The organism is Paracidovorax wautersii (genome assembly GCF_900113035.1).
Taxonomy (GTDB): Bacteria; Pseudomonadota; Gammaproteobacteria; order Burkholderiales; family Burkholderiaceae_C; genus Paracidovorax; species Paracidovorax wautersii.
Genome location: NZ_FONX01000005.1, coordinates 317,668 through 344,180 on the forward strand (window position 1 = coordinate 317,668; position 26,513 = coordinate 344,180).

22 protein-coding genes are annotated in these 26,513 nt (G+C 70.2%); 11 read left to right on the top strand and 11 right to left on the bottom strand.

The genetic code is table 11. The features are described from left to right. Nucleotides 1-117 precede the first annotated feature (117 nt). Complete coding sequence (locus BM070_RS10320; RefSeq protein WP_092939500.1) at nt 118-2,637, top strand: EAL domain-containing protein; 2,520 nt, start codon at nt 118-120, stop codon at nt 2,635-2,637. On the opposite strand, the gene BM070_RS10325 is transcribed toward BM070_RS10320, so the two are convergent. Then, on the bottom strand, nt 2,575-5,013 hold the full coding sequence (locus BM070_RS10325) for a YgiQ family radical SAM protein (RefSeq protein ID WP_092939501.1): 2,439 nt from the start codon (nt 5,011-5,013) through the stop codon (nt 2,575-2,577). The genes BM070_RS10320 and BM070_RS10325 overlap by 63 nt on opposite strands. Nucleotides 5,014-5,279: 266 nt before the next feature. Between BM070_RS10325 and BM070_RS10330 the strand changes: the two genes are divergently transcribed. Next, the gene (locus BM070_RS10330; RefSeq protein ID WP_092939502.1) at nt 5,280-6,890 is read left to right on the top strand and encodes a methyl-accepting chemotaxis protein; all 1,611 of its coding nucleotides are present in this window, start codon (nt 5,280-5,282) and stop codon (nt 6,888-6,890) included. 40 nt (nt 6,891-6,930) lie between these two features. Here the strand turns inward: BM070_RS10330 and BM070_RS10335 are convergent, their stop codons facing one another. Together BM070_RS10335 and azu are read right to left on the bottom strand one after the other, a co-directional pair. Further along, nucleotides 6,931-7,131 carry a hypothetical protein gene (locus tag BM070_RS10335; RefSeq protein ID WP_092939503.1) on the bottom strand — a complete coding sequence of 67 codons (201 nt, stop codon included), beginning with the start codon at nt 7,129-7,131 and terminating at the stop codon, nt 6,931-6,933. Between the two features lie 179 nt (nt 7,132-7,310). After that, nucleotides 7,311-7,772: an azurin gene (gene azu / locus BM070_RS10340; protein WP_092939560.1), complete on the bottom strand. Its 462-nt coding sequence runs from the start codon at nt 7,770-7,772 to the stop codon at nt 7,311-7,313. Between the two features lie 189 nt (nt 7,773-7,961). Between azu and BM070_RS10345 the strand changes: the two genes are divergently transcribed. From BM070_RS10345 to BM070_RS10360, 4 genes are all read left to right on the top strand, one after another. Next, complete coding sequence (locus BM070_RS10345) at nt 7,962-8,555, top strand: IMPACT family protein (RefSeq protein ID WP_092939504.1); 594 nt, start codon at nt 7,962-7,964, stop codon at nt 8,553-8,555. A gap of 128 nt (nt 8,556-8,683) precedes the next feature. Further along, a complete protein-coding gene (locus BM070_RS10350) occupies nt 8,684-10,126 on the top strand; it encodes a dihydrolipoyl dehydrogenase (RefSeq protein ID WP_092939505.1) in 1,443 nt (480 codons plus the stop codon). A gap of 112 nt (nt 10,127-10,238) precedes the next feature. Next, nucleotides 10,239-10,448: a putative motility protein gene (locus BM070_RS10355; protein ID WP_092939506.1), complete on the top strand. Its 210-nt coding sequence runs from the start codon at nt 10,239-10,241 to the stop codon at nt 10,446-10,448. 64 nt (nt 10,449-10,512) lie between these two features. Next, nucleotides 10,513-11,043 carry a hypothetical protein gene (locus BM070_RS10360; protein ID WP_092939507.1) on the top strand — a complete coding sequence of 177 codons (531 nt, stop codon included), beginning with the start codon at nt 10,513-10,515 and terminating at the stop codon, nt 11,041-11,043. 70 nt (nt 11,044-11,113) lie between these two features. On the opposite strand, the gene BM070_RS10365 is transcribed toward BM070_RS10360, so the two are convergent. The 3 genes from BM070_RS10365 to dsdA all read right to left on the bottom strand — a co-directional run bounded on the left by BM070_RS10365 (nt 11,114) and on the right by dsdA (nt 15,162). Further along, a complete protein-coding gene (locus tag BM070_RS10365) occupies nt 11,114-12,670 on the bottom strand; it encodes an amidase (protein ID WP_092939508.1) in 1,557 nt (518 codons plus the stop codon). A gap of 45 nt (nt 12,671-12,715) precedes the next feature. Continuing rightward, on the bottom strand, nt 12,716-13,708 hold the full coding sequence (locus BM070_RS10370) for a Bug family tripartite tricarboxylate transporter substrate binding protein (RefSeq protein WP_092939509.1): 993 nt from the start codon (nt 13,706-13,708) through the stop codon (nt 12,716-12,718). Nucleotides 13,709-13,782: 74 nt separating this feature from the next. Beyond that, nucleotides 13,783-15,162: a D-serine ammonia-lyase gene (dsdA, locus tag BM070_RS10375; RefSeq protein WP_175518465.1), complete on the bottom strand. Its 1,380-nt coding sequence runs from the start codon at nt 15,160-15,162 to the stop codon at nt 13,783-13,785. A gap of 108 nt (nt 15,163-15,270) precedes the next feature. Here dsdA and BM070_RS10380 point away from each other — a divergent pair, with 108 nt between their 5' ends. The 3 genes from BM070_RS10380 to BM070_RS10390 are packed head-to-tail and all read left to right on the top strand — an operon-like array spanning nt 15,271 to nt 17,957. Beyond that, on the top strand, nt 15,271-16,230 hold the full coding sequence (locus tag BM070_RS10380; protein WP_092939510.1) for a LysR family transcriptional regulator: 960 nt from the start codon (nt 15,271-15,273) through the stop codon (nt 16,228-16,230). Between the two features lie 59 nt (nt 16,231-16,289). Continuing rightward, nucleotides 16,290-16,607 carry a helix-turn-helix domain-containing protein gene (locus BM070_RS10385; protein ID WP_092939511.1) on the top strand — a complete coding sequence of 106 codons (318 nt, stop codon included), beginning with the start codon at nt 16,290-16,292 and terminating at the stop codon, nt 16,605-16,607. Between the two features lie 27 nt (nt 16,608-16,634). After that, nucleotides 16,635-17,957, top strand: coding sequence for a type II toxin-antitoxin system HipA family toxin (locus tag BM070_RS10390; protein ID WP_092939512.1), 1,323 nt, complete (start codon nt 16,635-16,637; stop codon nt 17,955-17,957). Nucleotides 17,958-17,967: 10 nt separating this feature from the next. Here the strand turns inward: BM070_RS10390 and BM070_RS10395 are convergent, their stop codons facing one another. Together BM070_RS10395 and BM070_RS10400 are read right to left on the bottom strand one after the other, a co-directional pair. Further along, entirely contained in the window at nt 17,968-19,356 is a 1,389-nt protein-coding gene (locus tag BM070_RS10395) for a PQQ-dependent sugar dehydrogenase (RefSeq protein WP_092939513.1), read from the bottom strand. A gap of 162 nt (nt 19,357-19,518) precedes the next feature. After that, nucleotides 19,519-19,851 (bottom strand): SMR family transporter, encoded by a 333-nt coding sequence (locus BM070_RS10400; RefSeq protein WP_092939514.1) that lies wholly within the window; start codon nt 19,849-19,851, stop codon nt 19,519-19,521. 222 nt (nt 19,852-20,073) lie between these two features. Between BM070_RS10400 and BM070_RS10405 the strand changes: the two genes are divergently transcribed. Together BM070_RS10405 and BM070_RS10410 are read left to right on the top strand one after the other, a co-directional pair. Further along, nucleotides 20,074-22,209, top strand: a complete 2,136-nt coding sequence (locus tag BM070_RS10405) for a TonB-dependent receptor family protein (protein ID WP_092939515.1) — start codon at nt 20,074-20,076, stop codon at nt 22,207-22,209. Between the two features lie 218 nt (nt 22,210-22,427). Continuing rightward, nucleotides 22,428-23,894: a diguanylate cyclase domain-containing protein gene (locus BM070_RS10410; RefSeq protein WP_092939516.1), complete on the top strand. Its 1,467-nt coding sequence runs from the start codon at nt 22,428-22,430 to the stop codon at nt 23,892-23,894. Nucleotides 23,895-23,941: 47 nt separating this feature from the next. Here the strand turns inward: BM070_RS10410 and plsY are convergent, their stop codons facing one another. From plsY to BM070_RS10425, 3 genes are all read right to left on the bottom strand, one after another. After that, a complete protein-coding gene (gene plsY, locus BM070_RS10415; RefSeq protein WP_245785173.1) occupies nt 23,942-24,571 on the bottom strand; it encodes a glycerol-3-phosphate 1-O-acyltransferase PlsY in 630 nt (209 codons plus the stop codon). Between the two features lie 71 nt (nt 24,572-24,642). Then, on the bottom strand, nt 24,643-25,143 hold the full coding sequence (gene ybaK / locus BM070_RS10420; RefSeq protein ID WP_092939518.1) for a Cys-tRNA(Pro) deacylase: 501 nt from the start codon (nt 25,141-25,143) through the stop codon (nt 24,643-24,645). A 279-nt stretch (nt 25,144-25,422) separates the two neighbouring features. Then, nucleotides 25,423-26,484, bottom strand: a complete 1,062-nt coding sequence (locus BM070_RS10425) for an aldo/keto reductase (RefSeq protein ID WP_092939562.1) — start codon at nt 26,482-26,484, stop codon at nt 25,423-25,425. Between the last annotated feature and the right edge of the window lie 29 nt (nt 26,485-26,513).

Below are 26,513 nucleotides of genomic sequence, written 5' to 3' on the forward strand. Positions count from 1 at the left end.
GGTTGCCATGGAAGCGCATGCCTGCCACCTCTTTCCACCCCGCCCCGGCGCACTGCACGGGCCGTGCGGCGGAAGGCTTGGGCCCGCCGGCCGTCCCGTGCGCTAGCAGGCATCACCATGAGCAAACAGCCGCAGCAGCCTTCGCCCATCGCGCAGCTGCGGCACACCTTGCGCCGCTCCTGGCCCGTCATCGCCATGGTGCTGCTGCAGGTGGCGCTGGCGGCGGGCAGCATCCATCTCATGTCCGCGCTGCGGGCCCTGGTCAATGACGAGAGCCAGTGGAGCAAGGGCCAGAAGGACGCGGTGCGCTACCTGAGCCTGTATGCCGACACCGGCCGCCCCGAGCACCTGGCGCGCTTCGAGCAGGCCCTGAGCGTGCCGCTGGCCGACCGGCAGGCGCGGCAGTCCGCGCTGGCCGACCCGGCCGACACCGCGGGGGCGTACGCCGCAGCGGTGCGCGGCGGCAACCATCCGAGCGACGCGGGCGACCTGGTCTTCCTGATCCGCCACTTCCAGCGTTCGGCGCTGCTCGAAAAACCCATCGCTCTCTGGGAACTGGGCGATGCCAGCCTGCTGCAACTGAAGGATCTCTCGCTGGAAATGCGCGCCCACCTCTCCACCGCCGGCCCGCCCGATGAGGCGACGCGCCGGCAATGGCACCAGCGCATCCAGGCCATCGACGAAGCGGCCACGCCGGCCGCCATCGATTTCAGCCTGGCGCTGGGCGACGCCACGCGGCAGATCAGCCGGCTGCTGCTCACCGTGAACCTCGGCACCGCCGCCCTGCTCATCGTGTGCACCCTGTGGCTCACGCGCCAGCTGCAGGCCCAGCGCCGCCGGTTGGAAAACGCCCTGCAGGGCGAACGCGAGAACGCCCGCGCCACCCTGGCCGCGATCGGCGACGCCGTGGTCACCACACGCGTGGATGGCAGCGTGGCCTATATGAACCCGGCCGCCGAAGCCATGCTGGGCCTCAACCTGCAGCAGGCCGGCGGCCGCCCCGCGCAGGAGCTGATGCGCTTTTCGGCCGGCGCCAATGCCTGTCCGCTCGCACCGATGCTGGAGCGCGCCTTGCTCCACGGAGGGCCGCTGCACGAAGGCGACAGCATGCTCGCGCTGCAGCGTGCAGACGGCAGCACGCTGCCCGTCACCGTGGTCGGCTCGCCGCTGCACGAAGAGGGCGAGATCTCGGGCGCGGTCTTCGTGCTGCGCGACATGCGGCGCGAGCAGCAATACCTGGAGCAGCTCTCCTGGCAGGCCACGCACGATCCGCTCACGGGCTTGGTGAACCGGCGCGAGTTCGAGCGCCGCCTGCACGCCCTGCTGGCCCAGCCCCTGCCGGGCGGCGAGCCGCACGGCACGCAGCCCACCCGGGGCAGCCTGCTCTACGTGGACCTGGACCAGTTCAAGCTCATCAACGACAGCTGCGGCCACCAGGCCGGCGACGCGATGCTGCTGGCCGTGTGCCAGCTGCTGCAGAACGGGCTGCGCGCCGAGGACACGCTGGCGCGCCTGGGCGGCGACGAATTCGGCGTGCTGCTGGCCGGCTGCCCGCCCGAGAAAGCGCTGCAGGTCGCCAACGAAATGCGCCAGGGCGCCGAATCGCTGCACATGCGCTGGGGCGAGCGCGTGCTGCGCACGGGCGTGAGCATCGGCCTCGTGCATCTGGCGCCCGCGCTCGATTCCCTGCAGGAGGTGCTGCGCGTGGCCGACATGGCCTGCTACGGCGCCAAGGAGCGGGGCCGCAACACCGTGCACGTCCACCAGCCGCACACCGCGGCACCGCCTGCCGGCGACAGCGACATCGACTGGATGCAGCGGCTGCGCGAAGCGCTGGACCGGGGCCTGTTCAGCCTCTACGCGCAGGAGATCCGTCCGCTGCAGCGCGAAAGCTCGGGCCTGCATCTGGAAGTGCTGCTGCGGCTCGAAGACGGCCGGACCGACGGCAGCGCGCCAGCGCAGTTCATCCCCGCGGCCGAGCGCTTCGGGCTCATGCCCGCCATCGACCGCTGGGTGGTGCGCCGCACCCTGGCCGAGCTGGCCCGGCGCCGGGCGGAGGGCATCGGCCCCGCCATCGAGCGCTGCGCCATCAACCTGTCGGGCACCAGCCTGGGCGACGAGAGCCTGCTGGCCTTCCTGCGCGAGCAGATCGCGCTGCACGCCGTGCCGCCCGGCATGCTGTGCTTCGAGATCACCGAGACGGCCGCGATCGCGCGCATGTCCAACGCCATCCGGCTGATCGGCGATCTGCAGCAGCTGGGCTGCCGCTTCTCGCTGGACGACTTCGGCGCCGGCATGTCCTCGTTCACCTACCTACGGCAATTGCCGGTGGACTATCTCAAGATCGACGGCGGCCTGGTGCGCGGCATGGCGCAGGACGAGGCCCACCGCGCGATGGTGCAGATGATCCACCACATCGGCCACGTGATGGGCAAGGAAACCATCGCGGAATACGCCGAAACCCCGGCCACCTTGGAGACGCTGCGGGAGATGGGCGTGGACCATGCGCAGGGCAACGCCATCGCCCCGCCCCTGCCCTTCGCCGCGGCGCAGCCGGCCCGCCGGCCGCCGCCTTCAGCGGCCGCGGCGCAGCGGTTTGCCGGCGGCGGGTTTTCCGCCGTTGCCGGCGGGGCGTGAGCCGCCACCCGCGGGCTTGGCGGCACCACCCCCCACGCCAGCACGCGGCGGCAGGCCGGTGTGCTGCGTGAGCAAGCGGCCCGGCACGGGCTTGCTGGACTGCACCGTCTTGCGGGCCGGAGCGACGGTGCTGTTGCTGCGCCGCGCGCTCTGGTAGCTGCCATCCGTCATCGGCTGGAAGGTCGGGATCAGATGGTGCTTGCCGTTGCCGATCAGGTCGGCCCGGCCCATGGCCTTGAGCGCATCGCGCAGCAGCGGCCAGTTGTTCGGGTCGTGGTAGCGCAGGAAGGCCTTGTGCAGGCGGCGGCGCTTTTCGCCGCGCACGATGTCCACCGACTCCTCGTCCGCGTCGCGCATCTGGCGCCGCACGCGCGTGAGGGTGTTGCGCCCGGAGTGGTACATGGCCGTGGCCGTGGCCATGGGGCTCGGGTAGAAGGTCTGCACCTGGTCGGCGCGGAAGCCGTTCTTCTTGAGCCAGATGGCGAGGTTCATCATGTCCTCGTCGCTCGTGCCCGGGTGGGCTGCGATGAAGTACGGGATCAGGAACTGCTTCTTGCCCGCCTCTTCGCTGAACTGCTCGAACATCTGCTTGAAGCGGTCGTAGCTGCCGATGCCCGGCTTCATCATCTTGGTGAGCGGGCCCTGCTCGGTGTGCTCGGGGGCGATCTTGAGATAGCCGCCCACGTGGTGCTGCACCAGTTCCTTGACGTACTCGGGCGACTTCACGGCCAGGTCGTAGCGCAGGCCGGAGCCGATCAGGATCTTCTTGATGCCCTTGAGCGCGCGGCCGCGGCGGTAGATCTTAATGAGCGGGCCGTGGTCGGTGGTGAGGTTCTGGCAGATGCCCGGATAGACGCAGCTGGGCTTGCGGCAGGCGGCCTCGATCTCGGGGCTCCTGCAGCCCAGGCGGTACATGTTGGCCGTGGGGCCGCCCAGGTCGGAGATGGTGCCGGTGAAGCCCTTGACCTTGTCGCGGATGTCCTCGATCTCCTGGATGATCGAATCCTCCGAGCGGCTCTGGATGATGCGGCCCTCGTGCTCGGTGATCGAGCAGAAGGTGCAGCCGCCGAAGCAGCCGCGCATGATGTTCACGCTGAAGCGGATCATCTCCCAGGCCGGGATCTTGGTCGCGCCGTCGTGGCTGCCGTTCTCGTCGGCATAGCTCGGGTGCGGGCCGCGCGCATACGGCAGGTCGAACACGTAGTCCATCTCGGCCGTGGTGAGCGGGATGGGCGGTGGGTTGATCCACACGTCGCGCGCCGTGGCGCCCTCGCCGTGCGCCTGCACCAGCGCGCGGGCGTTGCCGGGGTTGGTCTCCAGGTGCAGCACGCGGTTGGCGTGGGCGTAGAGCACCGGGTCGCTCTTGACCTGCTCGTAGCTCGGCAGGCGGATCACGCTCTTCTCGCGCGGCGGCACCTTGAGCTTGACCCGCAGCGACGGGTTGGCGACGAACTGGATGGGCTGGGCGGCCGGCTTGGCATCTTTGGGGCCGCTAGCGCAGGCGGCGCCTGGGCCTTCAGCTATCGATTCAGGAGCATCCTCCTTACTGCAGGTGCTGCCCTGGGCGGCGGCCTGCTCGCTGGTCGTCATGTAGGGGTTGACGTGGGCCTCGACGCGGCCGGGCTCATCGACGTCGGTGGAGTCGATCTCGAACCAGCCGGCGGCCGTCTCGTCGCCCGGGCGGCGCACGAAGGCCGTGCCGCGCACGTCGGTGATCTGCTCGACCGGCTCGCGCGCGGCCAGGCGGTGGGCCACCTCGACCAGGGCGCGCTCGGCATTGCCGTAGAGCAGCAGGTCGCACTTGGAATCGACCACGATGGAGCGGCGCACCTTGTCGCTCCAGTAGTCGTAATGGGCGATGCGGCGCAGGCTGCCTTCGATGCCGCCCAGCACGATGGGCACGTCCTTGTAGGCCTCGCGGCAGCGCTGGCTATAGACGATGGCGGCGCGGTCGGGGCGCTTGCCGCCCACGTCGCCGGGGGTGTAGGCATCGTCGCTGCGGATCTTCCGGTCGGCCGTGTACCGGTTGATCATCGAATCCATGTTGCCCGCCGTCACGCCCCAGAACAGGTTGGGCCGGCCCAGCGCCTTGAACGCCTCGGCGCTCTGCCAGTCCGGCTGGGCAATGATGCCCACGCGAAAGCCCTGCGCCTCCAGCGTGCGGCCGATCACCGCCATGCCGAAGCTGGGGTGATCGACGTAGGCGTCCCCGGTGACGAGGATCACGTCGCAGCTGTCCCAGCCCAGCTGCTGCATCTCCTCGCGGCTCATGGGCAGGAACGGAGCCGTGCCGAAGCGCTTGGCCCAGTAAGGGCGGTAGCTCGTCAGCGGCTTGGCGGCGCGCGCGAAAAAGGAAACGTCGACAGGGGCGTTCATTGGATTGGTGTTGGCGGGGGGCCGTGGATTCTAGAGGCTCGCGCTCCGAAGCGCCCCGGCACCCCGCTCGCCACCCTGGGGACGGAGGGGGCATCCATGCCGGCAGCCGCTGCGGCTCCCGACGCATTTCCGCCACACGCTCCGAGGCACGCCCAGCTCCGCCCTACCGCGTCAATGGTTGTTTGCAATTGACAGTGCGCAAGCTTACCTAATGAAACAACAATGCCAAAAATGACACAAAACCCACTCCTTCGGAGACACCCTCTATGCAACACACCCGCCTGACGGTCAAGAAACAACTCGGCCTCGCCTTCGGCGCCCTGGTGATCATGGTGCTCGTGGTTTCCACCCTGTCCCTGCGATCACTGAGTTCTGCGAACGACAACTTCAACGGCTACGTGCATGGCATCCAGGCGCAGTCCGACATGGCCAGCAGCATGCGCGATGCGGTCAGCCGGCGGGCCATCGCCGTGCGCAACCTGGTGCTCGTCACCGAACGCTCGGACATCGACAAGGAACTCACGCTGGTCCGCAAGGCGGATGAAGATGTGCAGAAGGACCTGGCAGCGCTCACCCAGTCCATCGCGAAGGACGGCGTCGCGCCCCCATCGACCCGTGGCCTGCTGAACGAACTGACCCGCATCGAATCCTCGTATGGCCCGGTCGCGCGCGACATCGTCCGTCTGGCCGTGGCAGGCGAACACCAGGCCGCCGTCACCAAGATCGACAAGGAATGCCGCCCCCTGCTGGCCGAGCTCACGGGCAAGGCCGGGGACTTCGTCGCCGATGCCGACCTCCGTGCCCAGGCCACCCAGGAAGCCGCGAGCGAGAGCCTGGCCGCCCAGCGCAACATCCTCATCGTGGCCTGCCTGGGCGCCCTGGCCATGGCCATCGCTTCCGGCGTGGTCATCGCGCGGCGACTGGTGCGGGCACTGGGCGCCGAACCAGCCGAGCTAGGCCTGGCGGCACAGCGCGTCGCCGAAGGCGACCTGAGCCCGCTGGAGACCACCCACGCCCTGGCGGACGGCAGCGTCATGGCGTCCCTGGCCGCCATGCAGCGCAGCCTGGCCAGCATGGTGGCCCAGGTGCGCAACGCCTCCGACTCCATCGTCACGGGATCGACCGAGATCGCCGCCGGCGCCCGCGACCTGAGCCTGCGCACCGAGCAGCAGGCGAGCGCGCTGCAGCAGACCTCCGCCACCATGGAGGAACTGAGCTCCACCGTGCGCCACAACGCCGACAACGCCCAGCAGGCCAACCAGCTGGCGCAGGGGGCCTCCGGCGTGGCGCAGCAAGGCGGCGAGGCTGTGGGCCAGGTCGTGGTGACCATGCGCGGGATCAACGAAAGCTCGCGCCGCATCGCCGAAATCATCGGCGTGATCGATTCCATCGCCTTCCAGACCAACATCCTCGCGCTCAACGCGGCGGTGGAGGCCGCCCGCGCCGGCGACCAGGGCCGCGGCTTCGCGGTGGTGGCCAGCGAGGTGCGCAGCCTCGCGCAGCGCAGCGCGCAGGCCGCACGGGAGATCAAGAGCCTCATCACCGACAGCGTGACGCAGGTGGAAGCCGGCTCGGCCCTGGTGGAACGTGCGGGCCGCACCATGGAAGAAGTGGTGTCGTCGATCAAGCGCGTGACCGACATCGTGGGAGAGATCAGCGCCGCCAGCACCGAGCAGAGCAGCGGCGTGGCCCAGGTGAACCTGGCCGTGAACCAGATGGACGAGGCCACCCAGCAAAATGCCGCACTGGTGGAGGAAAGCTCCGCTGCGGCCAGCAGCCTTCAGCAGCAGGCGCAGGAGCTGTTCGCGGCGGTTTCGACTTTCAAGCTGCAGCCGGCTTCGCGCGCGGCCCTGGGCCTGTCGCCTCAGCTGCAGTGACCGGCCGCAGGCCGGAAGTGAGCCGGGCGACTGCCGGCGCTCACCACTCGCCCGAAGCGCGCACGCGCTGATCCAGATCGGCCGGGGGCTCGTCGTAGGCCGACAGCAGCATGGAGGGGGCGGCAGGCAGCGCCTGCATCGCCCCCGCCGGCTGCAGCGCAGCGGTGGCCGGCGATTCGCCCACGAACGACGGGGCGGAGAACAGGCGGGTCAAGGCGAACGGCAGATTGAAGGACAACATGGCGGGCTTCCTGGAGCGGCGCTGAGGCGGCGCGGGGTGATGGCAGTGCAGGCGATGCAAGCCCGAGCCTAGAAGGCTTCCTGCCGCCGCGCTGTAGGTCGCCACCCCTCCTCTCCCGTCTCGCACCCCGGCCGTGGCGCCAAGGCCACAGCCATCGCCCTCAAACCCGCATCAAGGCATCACTTCGCCAGCGTCAGCGTGCCCTTCATGAGGGCCGCATGGCCGGGGAAGGAGCAGAAGTACGCATACGACTCGCCCGTCTTGAGCGAGGCCACGGGGAACGACACCGCATCGCTTTCGCCGCCGCCCACCAGCTTGGTGTGGGCGATCACGCGGGCATCGCCGTCCTTCACGAAATTCTTCGCCGCACCGGCGGCGATGCCATCGGCCAGGGCGCCCTGCATATCGGCCGCCTTGGTCAGCACCCAGTTGTGGCCCATGGCCGTCTTGGGCAGCTTGCCCGAATGCTTGAGCTTGACGGTGAACTGCTTGCAGCTGGCGGGCACGGCGATGCTGGCCTTGCTGAACTGCATCGCGTCGTTGCCGTCGATCTCGGCGGAGCAGTCGGCCGCGCGGGCGGGGCCCGCCACAGCGGCGGCAAACACCGCGACCAGCACCAGGGGTTTCCAGAAAATAGCCATGTTCTTCTTGCCTTCGATGAGAGAAAAGGATGGCAGGCCCGGGGCCTGCAAAACGATGGACGCTTGCGCGCATGCATCGGCCAGGCCATTCTTAGGCAGACGGTTGTGGCCGGCATTGACGTGGCTCAAGCAGGCGCGCACATGGCCTGGCGCCAGACGGGCCCGGCCTTGCCCTAGACTTTGCGCCCCATGCCCCAGACCCTGAGCGCCCCCGCCCACAGCGAAATCATCATCAAGAAGAGCCGCTTCATCGGCTGCGTGCAGCCCATGGCCGACCGCGCCAGCGCCCAGGCCACCGTCGATGCGCTCTGGAAGCAGCACCCCGATGCAGCCCACATCTGCTGGGCGCTGCTGGCGGGCGGGCAGTCCGCCGCCGTGGATGACGGCGAGCCCGGCGGCACCGCCGGCCGGCCCATGCTCGACGTGCTGCGCCACCAGGATCTGGAAGGCGTGCTGGCCACCGTGGTGCGCTACTTCGGCGGCGTGAAGCTGGGCGCGGGCGGCCTGGTGCGGGCCTACACCGACACCGTGGCCCAGGCCCTGCTGGGAGCCGAGAAGGTGATCCTGCAGCGCATGGCCACGCTGCAATGCGAGGTGCCCTATGCGCTGGAAGGCCTGCTGCGCCGCGAGACCGAAGCCGCCGGCGCCGAGCTGCTGCAGGTGGAGCATGCCTCGCAGGTCGTGCTGCGCCTGCGCCTGCCCCAGGTGCAGGCCGATGCGTTCGTGCAGCGCATCAACGACCTGGGCCAGGGCCGGGTCGGCTGGCATCCGGTGCAGGACTGACGCCGCCCCGCCCCAGGCGCGGCCTGACTGCGCACTCACAGGGCCTTGCCGCCTACATCGCCGTGCGCCGCCGCCAGCGACACTGCCGCAGCCATCTTCTTTTCTTCCGCTGAAGCAGGACTGCGTACATGAGCGACACCCTCGACGTCATCATCATCGGCGCCGGCTCCGCCGGCCTGGCGGCCTTGCGCGAAGTGCGCAAGCGTACCGACCGATACCTCATCGTCAACGACGGCCCCTGGGGCACCACCTGCGCGCGCGTGGGCTGCATGCCGTCCAAGCTGCTGATCGAGGCCGGCAACGCCTTCCACGCGCGGCGCAAGCTCGCAACGCTGGGCATCCGCGGCGGGGAAGGCCTCTCGGCCGACCTGCCTGCCGTGCTGCAGCGGGTGCGCTCCGTGCGCGACAGCTTCGTCGAGGCCACGCTGCGCTCGACCGACGCGGGCGAGCGCGCCCTCTCCGGCCGGGCGCGCCTGCTGGATGCGCAGCGGGTCGAGGTGAACGGCACCATCCACCGGGCGCGCAACATCGTGATCGCGACCGGCTCGCGGCCGGTGGTGCCCGAACCCTGGCTGGCGTTCGGCGACCGCATCCTGACCACCGACACCCTCTTCGAGCAGCCCACCCTGGGCCCGCGCATCGCGGTGATCGGCCTGGGCCCGGTCGGCTCCGAGATGGCCCAGGCGCTGGCGCGGCTCGGGCTGGAGGTGTCGGCCTTCAGCAAGCAGGGCACCGTCGCGGGCCTGAGCGACCCGCAGGTCAACGCCGCGCTGATCGAAAGCTTCAAGGACGAATTCAGCGTGCACCTGGGCGGCGAAGTCGAGCTGCGCGAGGTGGCCGGCGGCATCGAGGTGACCGATGGCCGCACCACCGTGGTGGTGGACCAGGTGCTGGCCGCCCTGGGCCGCCGCCCCAACATCGAGCACATGGGCCTGGACACGCTCGGCCTGGAGCTGGACGACAAGGGCCTGCCGCCCATCGACCCGCGCTCCATGCAGGTGGGCGAGCTGCGCGTCTTCATGGCCGGCGACGTGGACGGCGACCGCTCGCTGCTGCACGAGGCGGCCGATGAAGGCCACATCGCCGGCCTGAACGCGATGGCGGACGAGCCCCACCACTTCAAGCGCCGCACCCGCCTGGCGATCGCCTTCACGCAGCCCAACGCGGCCGTGATCGGCCGCCGCCATGCCGCGCTGGAGGAGCGCAAAAAACCATCGGCTGAATCGGACGGCAGCGACTTCGTGACCGGCAGCGTGGACTTCGAGGACCAGGGCCGCGCCCGCGTGGCGCAGCGCAACCACGGCCTGCTGCACGTCTATGCCGACAAGGCCGACGGCCGGCTGCTGGGCGCGGAGCTGTGCGCGCCCGATGGCGAGCACCTGGCCCACCTGCTGGCCCTGGCCATCGAGCGCCGGCTGACCGTGGCCGAGCTGCTGGGCATGCCCTTCTACCACCCGGTGCTGGAAGAAGGCCTGCGCACCGCGCTGCGCAAGGCCGCCTCCCAGCTGCCGCGCCTCTCGGATTCGGACCTGGCCGCCTGCGGTGCCTATGGCAGCAACGCGCTGGATTGAAGATATTGAGGAATTGAGGCTCAACCTGCCGGCCGATCTGCCGATAAAGCAGCGGACTGCACCTGCATGCCGGCACCCCGCTGACGTTCGGGCACACCACCAGGAGTCTTCCATGGACGTTTCGCTCTCCCAATCCATCGTCAACACCGCCAGCGCGGTGACCAACGCCAAGACGTCCAATGCCGTGGGTGTTGCCGTGCTGAAGAAAGCCATGGACACTCAGGCAACCGCCGCAGCCACGCTGCTGCAGGCCCTGCCCTCGCCCCAGCCAGCGCTCGCCTCCTCCGGCACGCTGGGCACGCAAGTGAACGCTTTCGCCTGAGAAGCCTCCAAGGGGTGGAAATGATGGTGGCCGTGGCGAGGCTGCCAACACCCAAGGAGTTCGTATGGACGTTTCCCTTTCCCCCACCCTCCCCGGCCTGAGCAGCGCAGGGTTCGACGCATCCAACCCCACGGCGCACGCGAACGCGCTGCAGCAGGTCCAGGATTTCGAGCAGGCCGACCAGTTGGCGCTGCTCGGCCCGTCCGCCGTGCTCTCCGGCTCCCTGCAGGCAGCCTTGCTGGACAACCAGACGCTGGGAGGCGTGCCGCCGCCCACTCCCGGCACGGCAGACCCCACCCTGCAGGAGGGCCTGAGAGAAGCCAGCCTGCTGCAGACCGGCATGCTGGACAGCACCCTGCTCGGCTCCGTGCCCCAGGGCGGCTTGTTACAGGCCTATTCAGGCCTGGCCGAACCGGGGGCGATGGATGGCGGATTCCTGCAGGCCGGCATGCTGGAATCGCTGGCCGAAGTCCAGCCCGATACAGGGACTGGCTCGAACACGGGCACAGCGCCTGGGAACGGCACCGCGACGCCGCCCAACCCGCCGCTCGCGGGCTCCGGCCCCCTGGGCACCCAGGTCAACACCTACGCCTGAGCAGGCGCCGCAGCCTGCGGCGATCCGGCTCAGCCTTGGCGCAGGGCTGCCGGAGCGCCGAGCCCCGAATTCAGACAGCCGAGACCGTGGCGGCAGACGCCGACGCCCCGGCACGCGCCACGCCACGCACGTCGTCAGGATGCGGCGCCTGGGTGACGATGGAGGCCAGCGCCGGCTCCGCCGGCATCCGCGCCAGCGCCGCCAGATCGGGCCGGGGCCGCTGCAGCCCCGCGATGCCGGCAAAGGCCTGCTCCAGCGACTGGCCGACGCCCAGCGTGAAATGGTCGCCCCGGAACGGCCCCACCATCTGCAGCCCGAAGGGCATGCCCGCCTCGTCGCGCCCGCACGGCAGGCTGAGCGCAGGGTGGGTGGTCAGCGTGGTGACGTAGGTCAGGCCCAGCCAGCGGTAGTAGTTGGCCTGGGCCTCGCCGTCGATGTGGCTGGCGAAGAGCGAGGTCCACGGGAAGGGCGAGACCGGCGTGGTGGGCGCCAGGATCACGTCGAAGTCGCGGAAGGCCTGCTGGAAACGCGCCAGGATGCGCGTCTGCTCGGCCTGCGCCCAGGCGCTGTCGAGCAGCGACATGGCGGCGCCCATCTCGTAGTTGGCGCGGGTGTTGGGGCCCAGGCTCTCTGGGTCGCGCTGGTAGGCGTCGCGCGTGCTGGCCACGAAGGCCTCGGCGCGCAGCACGTCGAAGCAGCGGTGCACGTCGCCCAGGTCGAAGTCGATCGGGTCGCAGCGCTTGAACAGGTGCCGCATGGCGGTGATCTTCTCGCGGAAGCTGCGGCGGATGCCGGCATCGACCGCGCAGGCGCCGAAGTCTTCGGTGTAGCCCACGCGCAGGCCGGCCAGATCGACCGGCTCGGGGTCCAGAAAGCTCATCGGGTCCAGCGGATAGCTGAGCGGGTCGCCGGCCGACAGGCCCGCCGACGCGGCCAGCTGCAGGCAGGCCTCGGCCACCGTGCGGCCCATGGGGCCGACGACCGAGAGCGGCGTCCAGCCCAGCAGCTTGCGCGAGCTGGGCACCACGCCGGGCGAGGGCCGAAAGCCCACCACGCCGCACTTGGCTGCCGGGATGCGCAGCGAGCCGCCCGTGTCCGAGCCGGTGCAGACCGGCAGCATGTCGCAGGCCAGCGCCGCCGCCGAGCCGCCCGAGGAACCGCCCGCGTTCAGGTTGGGATTGAAGGGGTTGCCCGTGGCACCCCACACCGTGTTGCGCGAATTGGCGCCCGCGCCCATTTCGGGAATGTTGGTCTTGCCCGTGACGATGGCGCCCGCCGCACGCAGCCGCGCCACCAGCACGTTGTCTTCGGCGGGGATGTGCTCGCGGTAGATCTGCGAGCCATAGGTGGTCAGCAGGCCGGCCGTGGCCTCCAGATCCTTCACCCCCAACGGCAGGCCGTGCAGCAGGCCCAGCGGCTCGCCGCGCAGCACGGCCTGTTCGGCCGCGCGGGCCTCGGCACGGGCACGGTCGTAGCAGGTAGCCGTGATGGCGTTGACGTAGGGGTTCACCGCGTCGATGCGTTCGATGCAGGCTTCGAGCAGTTCGACGGGCGAGATCTCGCGCTGGCCGATGCGGTGGCGCAGCTCGTTGGCGGACAGCTCCACCAGGCGGGTGTCAGAGGTCATGGGGTTCCATCAAGAGAGGGGCCCGGACGGCCGGGCCGTGGGTGCTCAGTCCGCCTTGATGCCGGCGCGCTGGGCGATGGCCCGCATCAGGGGCAGTTCCTTTTCGATCAGCGCGCTGACGTCCTTGCCGGGCATGAAGACCGGCTCGAAGCCATTGTCCAGCAGCTTCTGGCGAGTGCCGGGGTCGGCCATGGTGGTGGCCAGCGCCTGCTCCAGCCGGGTCTTGACGGCCGGCGGCAGGCCGGCGGGCGCCACCACGGCCAGCCAGGTGTCCATCTCCACGCCCGGGTAGCCGCTTTCGGCCAGCGTGGGCACCTGCGGCAGCAGCGGCGAGCGATGCGCCGAGGTGACGGCGATCGCGCGGATTTTGCCGTCCTTGAGCTGCGGCACGGCCGCCGCCACGGTATCGACCGTGAACGGGATCTGCCCGCCCATCAGGTCCACCATGGCCGGCGCGCTGCCCTTGTAGGGCACGTGCTGGATCTTCAGGCCGGCGGCGTTGAAGAACATCTCGCCCGCGAACTGCGAGGTGGTGCCGGTGCCGTAGGAGCCGTAGGAATAGGTGTCGGGCGCCGCCTTCACCAACGCGACGAGCTGCTTGACGTCGCGCACCGGTACGTCCTTGCCGGCGAGCAGGATCAGCCCGGTGCGGCCCGCCATGCCGATGGGCTCGAAGCCCTTGACCGGGTCGTAGGGCAGCCGCGCGCGGATCGCCGGGTTGACGGTGAAGGTCGTGCCCGAGCTCATCAGCAGCGTGTAGCCGTCGGGCGCGGCCTTGGCCACATAGCTCGCGCCGATCACCGTGCCCGCGCCGGCGCGGTTGTCGATCACCACGCTCTGGCCGAGCACGTCGCCCAGCTTCTTGCCGATGAGGCGGCCCAGCACGTCGGTGGCGCCGCCCGGCGGGAACGGAATGACCAGCGTGATCGGCCGGGCGGGATAGGCCTCGGCCGCCGCGGCCACGCCGGGCGCGGACGCACCCAGCGCGCAAAGGGCTGCGGGCAGCAGCAGGGACAGCATCATCTTCTTGCGGTTCATGGCGGTTCTCTCAGACGGCAGTTGACGAAAAACGGAAGCGGAAGCGAAAAATGGGGGGAGACGGAGCCCGAGGCTCAGGCAGCGGGCGCCTGCGCCAGCAGCGCCCGGCCCCGCTGCTCGAAGCGCTCGTACTCGGCGGCCGGCACGAAGAGCCCGCCCGTGGTCCAGACCAGATGCGTGGCCTGCGCCAGGCGGCTTTCCAGGCCCGTGGACTGCAGCCATTGCCGGCCGGCGTCGCTGCCCACCAGCAGCGCCGGGCCGCTGAAGCCGGCCGCGGCCGAAGGCTCGATGCGCTGGCCCGTGGCGTCCAGCACCTGCACCAGCTGGCGGAACAGGTTGTCGTCGCGCACGGTGAAACAGCCCGAGATCACCGGCTGCATCAGCTCCGCCGCCAGCAGCGAGGCGCGCGGCACGGCCAGGCCATCGGCCTCGGTGGCGTTGGTCAGGCCGTGGTCATAGACGGAGGGGTGGGCGCCCGCGCCCGCCAGCATCTGCACCAGAAAGCACGGCGACTGCACGGGTTCGGCGAAGAAGCAATGCACGTGCGGGCCCAGCAGCTGCCGCAGCCCGAAGGCGATGCCGGCCGGCGCGCCGCCCACGCCGCAGGGCAGATAGACGAAAAGCGGATGCCCGGCATCCACCGCGATGCCCGCCTGCTGCAGCTGGCCCTGCAGGTGCAGGGCCGCGGCGCTGTAGCCCAGCAGCAGCGAGAGCGAGCGCTCGTCATCGACGAAGTGGCAGAACGGGTCGGCTTCGGCCTCGGCGCGGCCGGCGGCTACGGCGCGTTCGTAGTCGCCCGCATGCTCCACCACCTGCACGCCGCGCTGGCGCAGGCGCGCCTTCTTCCATTCCTTGGCGTCGGCCGACATGTGCACCACGGCCTTGAAGCCCAGCGCCGACGCGGCCACGCCGATGCTCAGGCCCAGGTTGCCGGTGGAGCCGACCGCCACCGTGTAGCGGCCGAACAGCGCCTTGGCGCTGGGCGAGGCCAGCGCACGCCAGGCTTGCACCTGCGCACCGGGCGGGGTGGCCGAATCCACCAGGCCATGTTCTAGCGCCAGGCGCTCGGCGAATTCCAGCACCTCGTGCAGCCCGCCCCGGGCCTTGATGGAGCCCGCCACCGGCAGGCTGTGGTCGGCCTTGATCCAGATCGCGCCGGCCTGCGCCGGCAGGCCCAGCGCCGGGCGCAGCGCCTCGGCGGGCAGCAGCGGGGATTCGATCACCCCGCCGGTGGCCTGCAGTTCGGGGAACAGTTCGGCCAGCGCCCCGGCCCAGCGCGCCAGCCGGGCGGCTGCGGCCTTCGTATCATCCAGGCTAATGCCCTGGCCGCCGGCATCCAGCACGGGCGGCAGGTCGGCGGCGCGCGCGGGATTGGCCCAGAGCACGGGCTCCGCATGGCGGATGCTGGACAAGGTGGGATCGGCAACGTGGCAGTCAGAAGTCATGTGCCGCATTCTTGGGCCGGGGGCGGCCAGCACACAAAGCATTTATATTGCTCGCTGCCATTAGCCAGACTCATGCCTCAAGGCCCAACAGCCGCCCGGTGCAGCCCGTCCCACACCATGGATATCCGACTCTCCCCCTCCCTGCTGGCCTGGCTGCGCGCCTTCGATGCCGCTGCCCGCCATGGCAGCTTCACCCGCGCGGCGGCCGAACTCTGCATTACCCAGGGTGCGGTCAGCCAGCAGGTCAAGCAGCTGGAGCAGTGGCTGGGCCGCCCCGTGTTCCTGCGCACGCCGCGCGCCCTGGTGCCCACGCCCGAAGGCAAATGGCTGGCGGTGGTGCTGCGCGAGAGCTTCGAGGCCATCGAAAGCACGCTGGGCCAGATGCAGCGGCGAGGCGAGGCGCAGGCGCCCATCGCCACCCTGAGCTGCTCGCCCTCGTTCGCCATGCAGTGGCTCACGCCGCGCCTGGGCGATTTCCTGCGCCTGCACCCCGAGGTGGGCCTGCGCGTGTTCGGAGAATTCCACCGGCTGGACCGCACGCGCATGGTGCAGGGCGGCATCGAGGCCGCCGTGCGCTTCGACCTGGGCGGCTACACCGATCTGCAGGCCAGCGTGTTTCTCGATGAATGGCTGATCCCGGTCGCCAGCCCCGCCTTTCTGGCGGCCCACCCGGGCCTGCAGGAGCCTGCCCAGCTGCAGGGCGACTGGCTGCTGCACGACAGCACGCCCTGGGAAGGCGCCCGCCCCCATGAGGAGTGGCAGCACTGGCTGAGCCAGGTGGGCGCACCCTTGCCGGCCTGGGGCGGCGGGCCCGAATTCAACCTCTCGCAGCTGGCGCTGAGCGCGGCGCTCGCGGGCCGGGGCATCGCCATGGGCCGCGCCGCGCTGGTGCTGGACGATGTGATCGCCGGGCGCCTGGTGCCGCTCTTCGGCCGCTGCGTGGTCTCGCACGCCGCCTATTCCTACGTGACCCTGCCGCAGCCCGGCACGGCGATGCAATGGGTGGGCGAATGGCTGATGCAGGAAGGGCGGCGCTTCGCGCAGCGAAGAGGCAGCGTGCTGCCGGCACCGGCCTAATAAGCGCAATAAAGCCATTCAAAATACGCTTCTCCCATAAAAAGCGTATAAACATCATCATGAATGAAAGTACCTCTCCCTCGCTGATCGCCAGCCTGGCCGCCGCCCGCAAGGCCCAGCAGCTCACCCAGGCGCAGCTGGCCGAGCGCGCTGGCCTGTCGCGCATGACGGTGCAGCGCACCGAAGGCGGCGATCTGGACCCGCGCTTCTCCACGCTGGCCGAGATGGCCCGGGTGCTGGGCATGGAGCTGATCGCCGTGCCCAGCGCGCTCAGGCCCGAGCTGCAGGCCTTCATCCAGGCCGGCGGGCGCTTTCTGGGCCAGCCGCCGGGCGCGGATGCGCCGCCCTCCGTGGTGGACGGCCTGCGCCAGGGCTAGGCCCCGCCCCGAGCCCAAGCTTCAGCCATGTCCACCGCCATCCGCTATCTGCGCCTCTATCTGCACCAGCCTGCGGCGCTGGGCGGCGGGCGGCGGGGCATCGGCTATCTCTCGCAGTACGGCGACATCCTGCGCGTGTCCTTCGATGCGGACTACATCGCAGACCCCGGCCGCCCCACCCTCTCCCTGGCCTACCGGGGCGACAGCGAGGCCGCCACGCGGCAGATCCTGGCCTCGGCCCGCGATGCGCGGCTGGTGCGCACCGACGGGCGCTGGCCGGCGTATTTCCAGAACCTGCTGCCCGAAGGCCACAACCGCGAGCGCCTGGCGCGCGAGCGCGGCTGCGGGCCTGACGACGAATTCGAGCTGCTGGCCGCCGCCGGCCACGACCTGATGGGTGCGCTGGAAGTCGAGCCCGTGCCGCCGCGCGAAGGCATTCCCGACGTGGTGCGCCACTGGCACACCACCCAGGGGCTGGACGTGCTGGAGCCCGGCTTCGTCGAATACCCGGTGGAAGACGCCGCGTCGCTGCCCGGCGTGGTGACCAAGTTCAGCGCCGTGCAGGACGGGCGCCGCTACGTCGTGCGGCGCCGGGGCGCGGCGGGCAGCGTGATCCTCAAGCTGCCCACCACCGCGCACCCCGATCTGGTGGACAACGAATTCACGGGCTACCGGCTCTGCGAAGCGCTGGGCCTGGACTGCGCGGAGGCCGCCATCGTCACCCGCGCCGAGGCCGACCTGCCCGAGAGCCTGCCCTTCGACAAGCTGCTGGCCGTGCAGCGCTTCGACCATCTGCCCGATGGCTCGCGCATCCACATGGAAGAGTTCAACCAGGTGCTGGGCTATACGCCGCGCCAGAAGTACGGCCGCGGCCTGCTGCACGACGGCGCCACCATGCTGCGCGTGCTCGACCGCCTGAGCAGCCGGCCGGTGCAGGACGTGCGCGAATTCGTCACCCGCATGGTCGCCTTCACCCTGCTGGGCAATACCGACGCGCACCTGAAGAACTGGGCGCTGATCTATCCCGATGGCCGCACGCCCTGCCTGGCGCCGCTCTACGACCCGGTTTGCGTGGCCGCCTTCTTCGAGGGCACGCCGCCCACGCAATACGCCGTGAACCGCGCCATCGACAAGAGTTTGCGCGCCCTGACCTGGGCCGACCTGGAGGCGCTGCTCAAGGCCGCCGGCCTGCTGCGCCCGTCGCGCTACGTGGCCTGGGCGCGCGAGGCGGCAGCGCGGGCGCAGGCCGAATGGCCGGCCCTGCTGGCCGATGCGCCCGCCAGCCTGCGCGCCACGGTGCTGGAGCGGCTGCAGGGCGGCGTGGCGCTCACCGCTTCGCGCCGCCCCTGAACACAGGGTCTCAGCGGGCCGGGGCCGCGCTCACCCGCCACACGGCATTGCCCACGTCGTCGGCCACCAGCAGGCCGCCCTGGGCATCGAGCGCCACGCCCACCGGGCGGCCCCAGGCCTTGCCCTCGGGGCTGACGAAGCCGCTCAGCACCTCGATCGGCTGGCCCTGCGGCTTGCCGCCCACGAAGGGCACGAAGACCACGTTGTAGCCGCTGCGCGGCTTGCGGTTCCAGGAGCCGTGCTGGCCGATGAAGGCGCCGCTGGCGAGCGCCGGCGGCAGCGCCTTGTCGCGCGCCGGGTCGGAGAACGCCAGCCCCAGCGGGGCCACGTGGCTGCCCAGGGCGTAGTCGGGCGAGATGGCGCGGGCCACCAGCTCGGGCTGCGGCGGCTGCACGCGCTGGTCCACATGCTGGCCGTAGTAGCTGTAGGGCCAGCCGTAGAAGCCGCCGTCCTTCACCGAGGTGAGGTAGTCGGGCACGAGGTCGCTGCCGATCTCGTCGCGCTCGTTCACCACCGTCCAGAGCGCGCCGGTGCCGGGCGCCCAGCCCAGGCCGTTGGGGTTGCGCAGGCCGCTGGCGAAGAGGCGGTGCGCGCCCGTGGCGCGGTCCACTTCCCAGATGGCGGCGCGGCCGGCTTCGGCCTCCATGCCGTTTTCGGCCACGTTGCTGTTGGAGCCCACGGTCACGTAGAGCTTGGCGCCGTCGGGGCTGGCGATGAGGTTCTTGGTCCAGTGGTGGTTGAAGGGCAGCCCGGGCAGGTCCACCACCTTGGCGGGCGCGGCGGCGATCTGCGTCTGGCCCGTCTGGTACGGAAAGCGCACCACCGCATCGGTGTTGGCCACGTAGAGCTCATTGCCCACCAGCGCCATGCCGAAGGGCGAATTCAGGCCTTGCTGCAGCAGCACGCTGCGGGTGTCGGCCACGCCGTCGCCGTTGGTGTCGCGCAGCAGCGTGATGCGGTTGGGCGGCGCCGCGCCGGAGCCGGCGCGTGCCATCACCTTGCCCATCACCCAGCCGCGCAGCTTCTGCCACACGCCCTGGTCCGGCGGCTCGGCCTTCGGGGGCGTGTTGGTCTCGGCCACCAGCACATCGCCGTTGGGCAGCACCAGCAGCCAGCGCGGGTGGTCCAGCCCCTGGGCGAAGGCCGTCACCTGCATGCCGGCCATGGGCACGGGCTTTTGCCCCTGCGGCCAGCCTTCGGCGGGAGCGATGTTGACGGTGGGGATCAGCGACTTGTTGGGCTCGGGCAGCGTGGGCGCCGGGCCCACGCCGGCCTCGAAGGGGAGCTTGGCGGTATCGCCGCAGGCCGACAGCGCGGCGGCGGCGATCAGGCCCAGCGCCAGGGCGGGCCAGCGGGTATGCAGGGGATGGCGGCGGGCGAAGGCGCGGGGCTGGGGCATGGTGGGTGGACTTTCGTCAGGAGGGACAGAGGCCGCAGTCTGGCCCGCTGCCGCGCGCACTGTCTGTCAGCCAGCGGCCCGTCCGCCGCTTGCTATCAAAATAAAAGCGCAGCGCGCCCGTTCCACCTGCGCCGCAGGGCGATTGGGTCTTGAACCAGCGGGTCAGTGCGACGCGGTCTTGGACAGCAGCTGGATCACCGCCACCCCGGCCACGATCAAGGCCATGCCGGCGATGGCCGCGGCATCGAGCTTCTGGCCGTACAGCACCCAGCCGACGATGGAGATCAGCACGATGCCCATGCCCGACCAGATGGCATAGACCACGCCGGTCGGAATGCTCTTCATCACCTGGGCCAGCATGAAGAAGGCCAGGCAGTAGCCGGCCACGGACAGCACCGAAGGCCAGAGCCGCTGGAAGCCGTCGGACGATTTGAGGGCCGAGGTGGCGATGACCTCGGCCACGATGGCGATACACAGGAGCGCGAAGGGAGGCATGGATGGACAAGAAGGCGAACGGATGAGACAGGACGAGGGGCCCGCCGGGATGCGGCCCCGGGAGGCGCGAGCCGCCCGATGACTGAGGACTATAAGCAACAGCGCCTGCCCTTTGCACACGTTCCCAGGCTCCGCGCCTGTATCCTCGCCGCCTCTTCGGTGCCCATGCGCGCCCGGCTTCCTTCTTCTCTTTCCATCCCCTGCCGCTTTCGGTCCCCCGCCATGTCCCAGCGCCCTCCTCTTCGCTTTCTGCCGCCGTCCCTGGCGCAATCCCACCCGCTGATCGCCCTGTGTGCCGCCCTGGCCTGCACGCCCGCCGCCTTCGCCCAGGCAGCGGCCGGCGCTGCCACGCTGCCCACGGTGAACGTGCCGGGCGGCAGCGCCGAGGCGCAGCGCCGCTTCGACGCCGCGGCCAGCTACACGCGGGTGGACGTGGACAGCTTCACCGCGCCCACGCCGCTGGTCAACCTGTCGGAACTGCTGGCCGGCCAGCCCGGCGTGGTGGCGCTGGACCGCCAGAACTACGCGCAGGACCTGCAGATCTCGGTGCGCGGCTTCGGCGCGCGCTCCACCTTCGGGGTGCGCGGCGTGCGCATCCTGGTGGACGGCATTCCCGCCACCATGCCCGACGGCCAGGGCCAGGCCGCCACGGCGCAGCTGCAGTCGGCCGCGCACATCGACGTGCTGCGCGGCCCGCTGGCGCAGCTCTACGGCAATTCCGCCGGCGGCGTGCTGCAGGTGACGACGCGCGACCCACGCCCGGGCGGCGGCGCGCAGGCCTCGGTGGCGGCGGGCTCCTACGGCCAGCGGCTGGCCGATGCCTCGGTCGATTTCGGCGACCGCACCCTGGGCGGGCTGGTCGATGTCTCGCGCTTCGAGACCGACGGCTGGCGCGACCACAGCGCCGCGCGCCGCACCCACCTGAACGGCAAGCTCGTGGCCCGCCCCGATGCCGACACCACCATCACCACCCTGGTCAACCTGTATGACCAGCCCCTGTCGCAAGACCCGCTGGGCCTGACGCGCGCGCAGTGGCAGGTCAACCCGCGCCAGGCCCCGGCGGAGGCCTACACCTTCGACACGCGCAAGTCCATTTCGCAGAACCAGCTGGGCGTGGTGCTGGAGCGGCGCCTGGGCGAGCACGACAGCGTGCGCGCCCGCGCCTACGGCGGCAACCGCCAGCTCACGCAGACCCTGTCGTTCAGCGGCGCGGCCGCCACCAGCTCCGGCGGCGTGGTGGACCTGGACCGCGACTACTACGGCCTGGGCCTGGCCTGGACGCATGCCACCCGCATGCCCTCGGGCCTGCCGCTGACCTGGACGGTGGGCCTGGACGCCGACCGCCAGTCCGAACACCGCCAGGGCTTCGTCAACAACAACGGCCAGAACGGCGCCCAGCGCCGCAACGAGCAGGACCGCGCGGGCAACACCGACCTGTTCGCGCAGGTCGATGCCTGGATCGCACCGCAGTGGCGCGCCATCGCCGGGCTGCGCATGAGCCGCGTGCGCGCCTCGGTGGACGACCGCTTCGTCAACGCCAACAGCCCGGACGACAGCGGCCGGCGCAGCTGGAGCCAGACCAGCCCGGCCGTGGGCCTGGTCTGGGCCGCGAGCGAGCAGCTGAACCTCTATGCCAACGTGGGCCAGGGATTCGAGACGCCCACGCTCGCCGAAATGGCCTACAGCCGCAACAACACCGGGCCCAACTACGGCCTGGCCGCATCGCGCAGCCGGCAGGTGGAGCTGGGCGCCAAGTGGCAGGGCGCGGTCCACCGCGTGGAAGGCGCGCTGTTCGACGCCAGGAGCCGCGACGAGATCGTGCCCGCCGCCACCGTGAACGGCCGCACCGTCTATCAGAACGCCGACAACGTGCGCCGCCGCGGCCTGGAACTGGCCTGGAGCGCCAAGGCCGGCGCCTGGACACCGCGCGCCGCCTACACCTGGCTGGATGCCTACTTCGGCAGCCCCTACACCGGCGCCAACAACGCCCGCGTGGCCGCAGGCAACCGCGTTCCGGGCACGGCGCGCCAGGTGGCGCAGCTGGCGCTGGACTACGCCCCCACGGCCGCCTGGCAGCTGGGCGCATCGCTGGATATCTCCAGCAAGGTGCAGGTCAACGACACCAACACCGCCGCCGCGCCCGGCTTCGCCGTGGTGGGCCTGCGCGCGGGCTACACCATCGGCGGCGGCGCAGCAGGCGGCTCCGGCCAGCCGCGCTGGCAGCTCTGGGCACGGCTGGACAACCTGTTCGACCGCAACTACGTCGGCTCGGTCATCGTGAACGACGGCAACGGCCGCTTCTACGAACCCGCGGCCGGCCGCCGCGTGATGGTGGGGCTGCGGGCGCAATTCCTGTGATGCCTGGGGCCGCAGCGCGGCTGCGGCCCCTGAATTCCGCAGAACGGAAGCTGCGAAATGCCTGCAGCTGTCCGACGCACAGACCTGGGCAGGGGTCAGTACAACGTCAGTGAGATGTCGGTTAATGTCAATCACAACCCCCGCAGAGGGTGACCAGGCCGCAAGCATGGGGCGGAAGCCACGCGACGATGCCGCGGAAGGCCAGGAGACAGGAACCCATGCGCAGACTCACTTATTTCCAACGATCCAGCCACAAGATCCTTTTCCTGCTGGTACCTGCGCTGATCGCCGCGCAGATCGCCGCCTTCGTCTTCCTGCACCTGGCCAACCGGCGCATCGCGCTCAACAGCGTGGACGCAGCGCTGCAGGCCGGCGCCGACACCTACGCCTTCACCCGCAACACCCGGCGCGAATACCGGGTGCTCACCTCGCAGCTGGTCGCCAAGGACTACGGCCTGCTGGACGCCATCGGCAACGGCAACCGCACCACGATCGAATCCGCGCTCGTGAGCCAGCTGGCGCGCACCGGCGCCGACCTGATCGTGCTGACCGACACCGAGCAGCGGCTGATGGCGCGGGCCTCCAATTCCGCCTTCTTCAAGGAACGTGACGTCCAGACCGACAAGGAACTGACGGAGCTCGTCTCGCACGTCAATGAGAAGCAGGGCAACCTGATGCCGCTGCCCGACGGCGGGGCCCGCATTCCGCTCTATGGCTGGGTCAAGATCGTCGTGCGCGCGCCGCGGCCCATCGCCAACATGTACCTGGCCTTCCGCATCACCGATGAATCGACGGCCCAGTTCACGGACATGACGCAGCTGGCGATGGCCTACGTCTCGCGCACCAGCCCCCAGTCGCCGTGGACCATCCACGCTTCCACCCTGCCCCAGGATCTTTTCACGGGCCGCACCATCCATGAAGAGATCTCGGCCGACAACTCCACCATCACCTCGCCCTCGGGCGAGTCGTACCGGGTCAAGATGATGCCCATGGGCGGCATCGCCGGGCACGTGGTGCAGGTGGTGGCCGCCAAACCCTTCGCGCCGGTGCTGTCGCCGTTCCTGAAGCTGGAGGGGCTCTTCGCCATCAGCATCGTGCTCAGCTCGGCGGTTTCGATCATCGCCGCACACCAGATCACGCGGCGGGTGGTGAACCCGCTCGAAGGCGTCGCGCAGCAGGACGCGCTGACGGGCCTGGCCAACCGCCGCCTGTTCCAGGCCCGGCTGCGCCATGCCGAAGAGAGCCTGGGCCTCACGGGCGGGGGGTTCACCGTCATGCTCATGGACTTGAACAAGTTCAAGCAGGTCAACGACACCTATGGGCACGAGGCCGGCGATGTGGTGCTCACCACCGTCGCCCAGCGCATGCGCAAGCTCATGCGCGCCACAGACACGCTCGCCCGGCTGGGCGGCGACGAATTCGCCGTGCTCATGCGCACGGACGACACCGCCCGCGTCACCGCAGTGGCCCAATCCATCATCGAAGTGGTGGCGCAGCCGATCCAGCTCAACTCGGGCGACTGGGTGGAGGTCGGCACCAGCATCGGCATCGCGCAGGCACCGGCGTATTCGGCCTCGGGCAACGATGTGCTGCATGCCGCCGACCTGGCGATGTACGCTGCCAAGAAAGGCGGGGGCGGCTACGCCTTCGCCGAGGCGTCAGGCCTCGCACCGGCCGTTGCCTGAACGGCGTGGGCGCCCTGCCCCGCCATGACTGGAGTGCCGCGCTTCGGCTACTTCTTGCGCGAGCCCAGGCGCGACTCGGTGCCGGCCATCAGGCGCTGGATGTTCTCGCGGTGGCGCCAGACCAGCAATGCGGACATGGCGGCGATCGACAGGCCGATGCGCGCATCGCCGTCCCAGGCCACGCCGCCGCCCAGCACGTAGTAGGCCGGCGCGAAGACCGCCGACACCAGCGAAGCCAGCGACGAATAGCGGAAGAAGAAGGCGATGATGATCCAGGTCAGCAGCGTGGCCAGGCCCAGCCAGCCGCTCACGCCCAGCAGCACGCCCAGCGCCGTGGCCACGCCCTTGCCGCCCTGGAAGCGGAAGAACACCGGCCACAGGTGGCCCAGGAAGGCCGCCAGGCCCACCAGCGCCTGCGTACCCTCTTCCATGCCATAGGGCTGGCCGAACCAGCGCACCAGCACCACGGGCAGCCAGCCCTTGAGCGCATCGAACAGCAGCGTGACGACGGCAGCCGCCTTGCTGCCCGAACGCAGCACGTTGGTGGCGCCCGGGTTCTTGCTGCCATAGGTGCGCGGATCGTTCAGGCCCATCACGCGGCTGACGATCACGGCGAAGGACAGCGAGCCCAGCAGGTAGGCGGCGATGGTGGCAAGGAGCGGGTACAGGGCGGTCAAGGTCTTGTCTCGGAGAAAGGAGGAATCGTCGTCGGCGTCCGGCCGGCCAGGGCCGGCCGCCGGAAGGCTGGCTATTCTGCCAGCGCGCACTGCACGGGCCGCGCGCCCAGCAGTTCGACGCATACCTGCGGATCGAGCTGCACCAGAAAGCCACGCCGCCCGCCGTTGATGGCGATGCGCGGCAACGCCAGGATGGTCTCTTCGATATAGATGGGCATCTCGCGCCGCGTGCCGAACGGCGATGTGCCGCCCACCAGATAGCCGCTGTGGCGGTGGGCGACCTCGGGCTTGCAGGGCTCGACCGACTTGGCGCCGATCTGCCGCGCCAGGTTCTTGGTGGACACCTTGCAATCGCCGTGCATCAGCACGATCAGCGGCTTCGCATCCTGGTCCTGCATCACCAGGGTCTTGACCACCGCATGCTCATCGAGCCCCAGCTGCCGCGCCGACTCGGCCGTGCCGCCGTGCTCCACGTATTCGTAGGGATGCTCCGTGAACGCCACCTTGTGCGCACGCAGCAGCTGCGTGGCCGGCGTCTCGCTCACATGCGCGGTCTTGTCTTTCTTGGCCATACTTCAGAAATGATAGCGTCATGCGCTTGATCCACAAGCGCTCACGGCCATTTTGACTCCAAACCTCAAGCACTGGCGACAACCTCGGCCGCCGAACCACCCGCCATTTACCGCCAGCCGCACTCGCCTCCCAAAGAATCAGAAGGCCGCGGAGCAGGCCAAGCCAGCGAACGCCGTGGATCGGGCTCCGCCCGTCCACCGGCGTTGTCCCCCTTCCCGAATCGCGCAGCGATTCGAGAGAAGGGGGAAGGCGCGCAGCGCCTCAGGGGGATGCCCCCATCACTGCGCCGGGTCGCGCAGCTCCCAGCGGATGGCGTCGATGGCCGCCAGCAACTCGGGCGACAGCTGCGTGTTCCAGGCGTCCAGGTCCTCGTCCAGCTGCGCCATCGAGGTCACGCCGATGATGGTGCTCGCCACGCGCCAGCTGCGGTAGCAGAAGGCCAGCGCCAGCTGCGTGGGCGTGAGGCCGTGGTCGCGCGCCAGCTGGTTGTAGCGGCGGGCGGCGGCCAGCGATTCGGGCCGGCCCCAGCGCTGCTTGCGCACCGATTCGTAGCGGGCGATGCGGGCACCCTGCGGCGCGCCGGCGTCGGTGGGCGCATGCTGGTCGAACTTGCCCGTCAGCAGGCCGAAGGCCAGCGGCGAATAGGCCAGCAGCGACACGTCCAGCCGGTGGCAGCTTTCGTCCATGCCGTTGTCCCAGCTGCGGTTGACGAGGCAATACGGGTTCTGCACCGTGGCCACGCGCGGCAGGCCGTGGGCCTCGGCCAGGCGCACGAATTCATGCACGCCCCAGGGCGTCTCGTTCGAGAGGCCGATGTGGCGCACCTTGCCCGCCTGGACCAGCCCGGCCAGCGCGTCGAGCTGCTCGCGGATCGGCGTCTTCGACGTTTCCTTGGCCGGGTCGTAATACAGCGTGCCGAAGGCCGGCACGTGCCGCTCGGGCCAGTGGATCTGGTAGAGGTCGATCACGTCGGTCTGCAGGCGCTTCAGGCTGGCGTCGCACGAGGCCACGATGTCGGCCGCCGTCATCCCCTGGCCTTCGCGCACCCAGGGCATGCCGCGCGAGGGGCCGGCCACCTTGGTCGCCAGCACCACCTTGGCGCGGGCGCCGGGGCGCTGGGCGAACCAGCGGCCGATGATGGTTTCGGTGGCGCCAAAGGTCTCGGCGCGGGCAGGCACGGCATACATCTCGGCCGTGTCGATGAAGTTGACGCCGCGCTCCAGCGCGCGGTCGAGGATGGCGTGGGCATCGGCTTCGGCCACCTGCTCGCCGAAGGTCATGGTGCCCAGGCAGATGGGGGTGACGCGCAGATCGCTCTGGCCCAGCGGAACGGTGTTCATCATGAAAAGATGGCTTTCTTGGACGGACA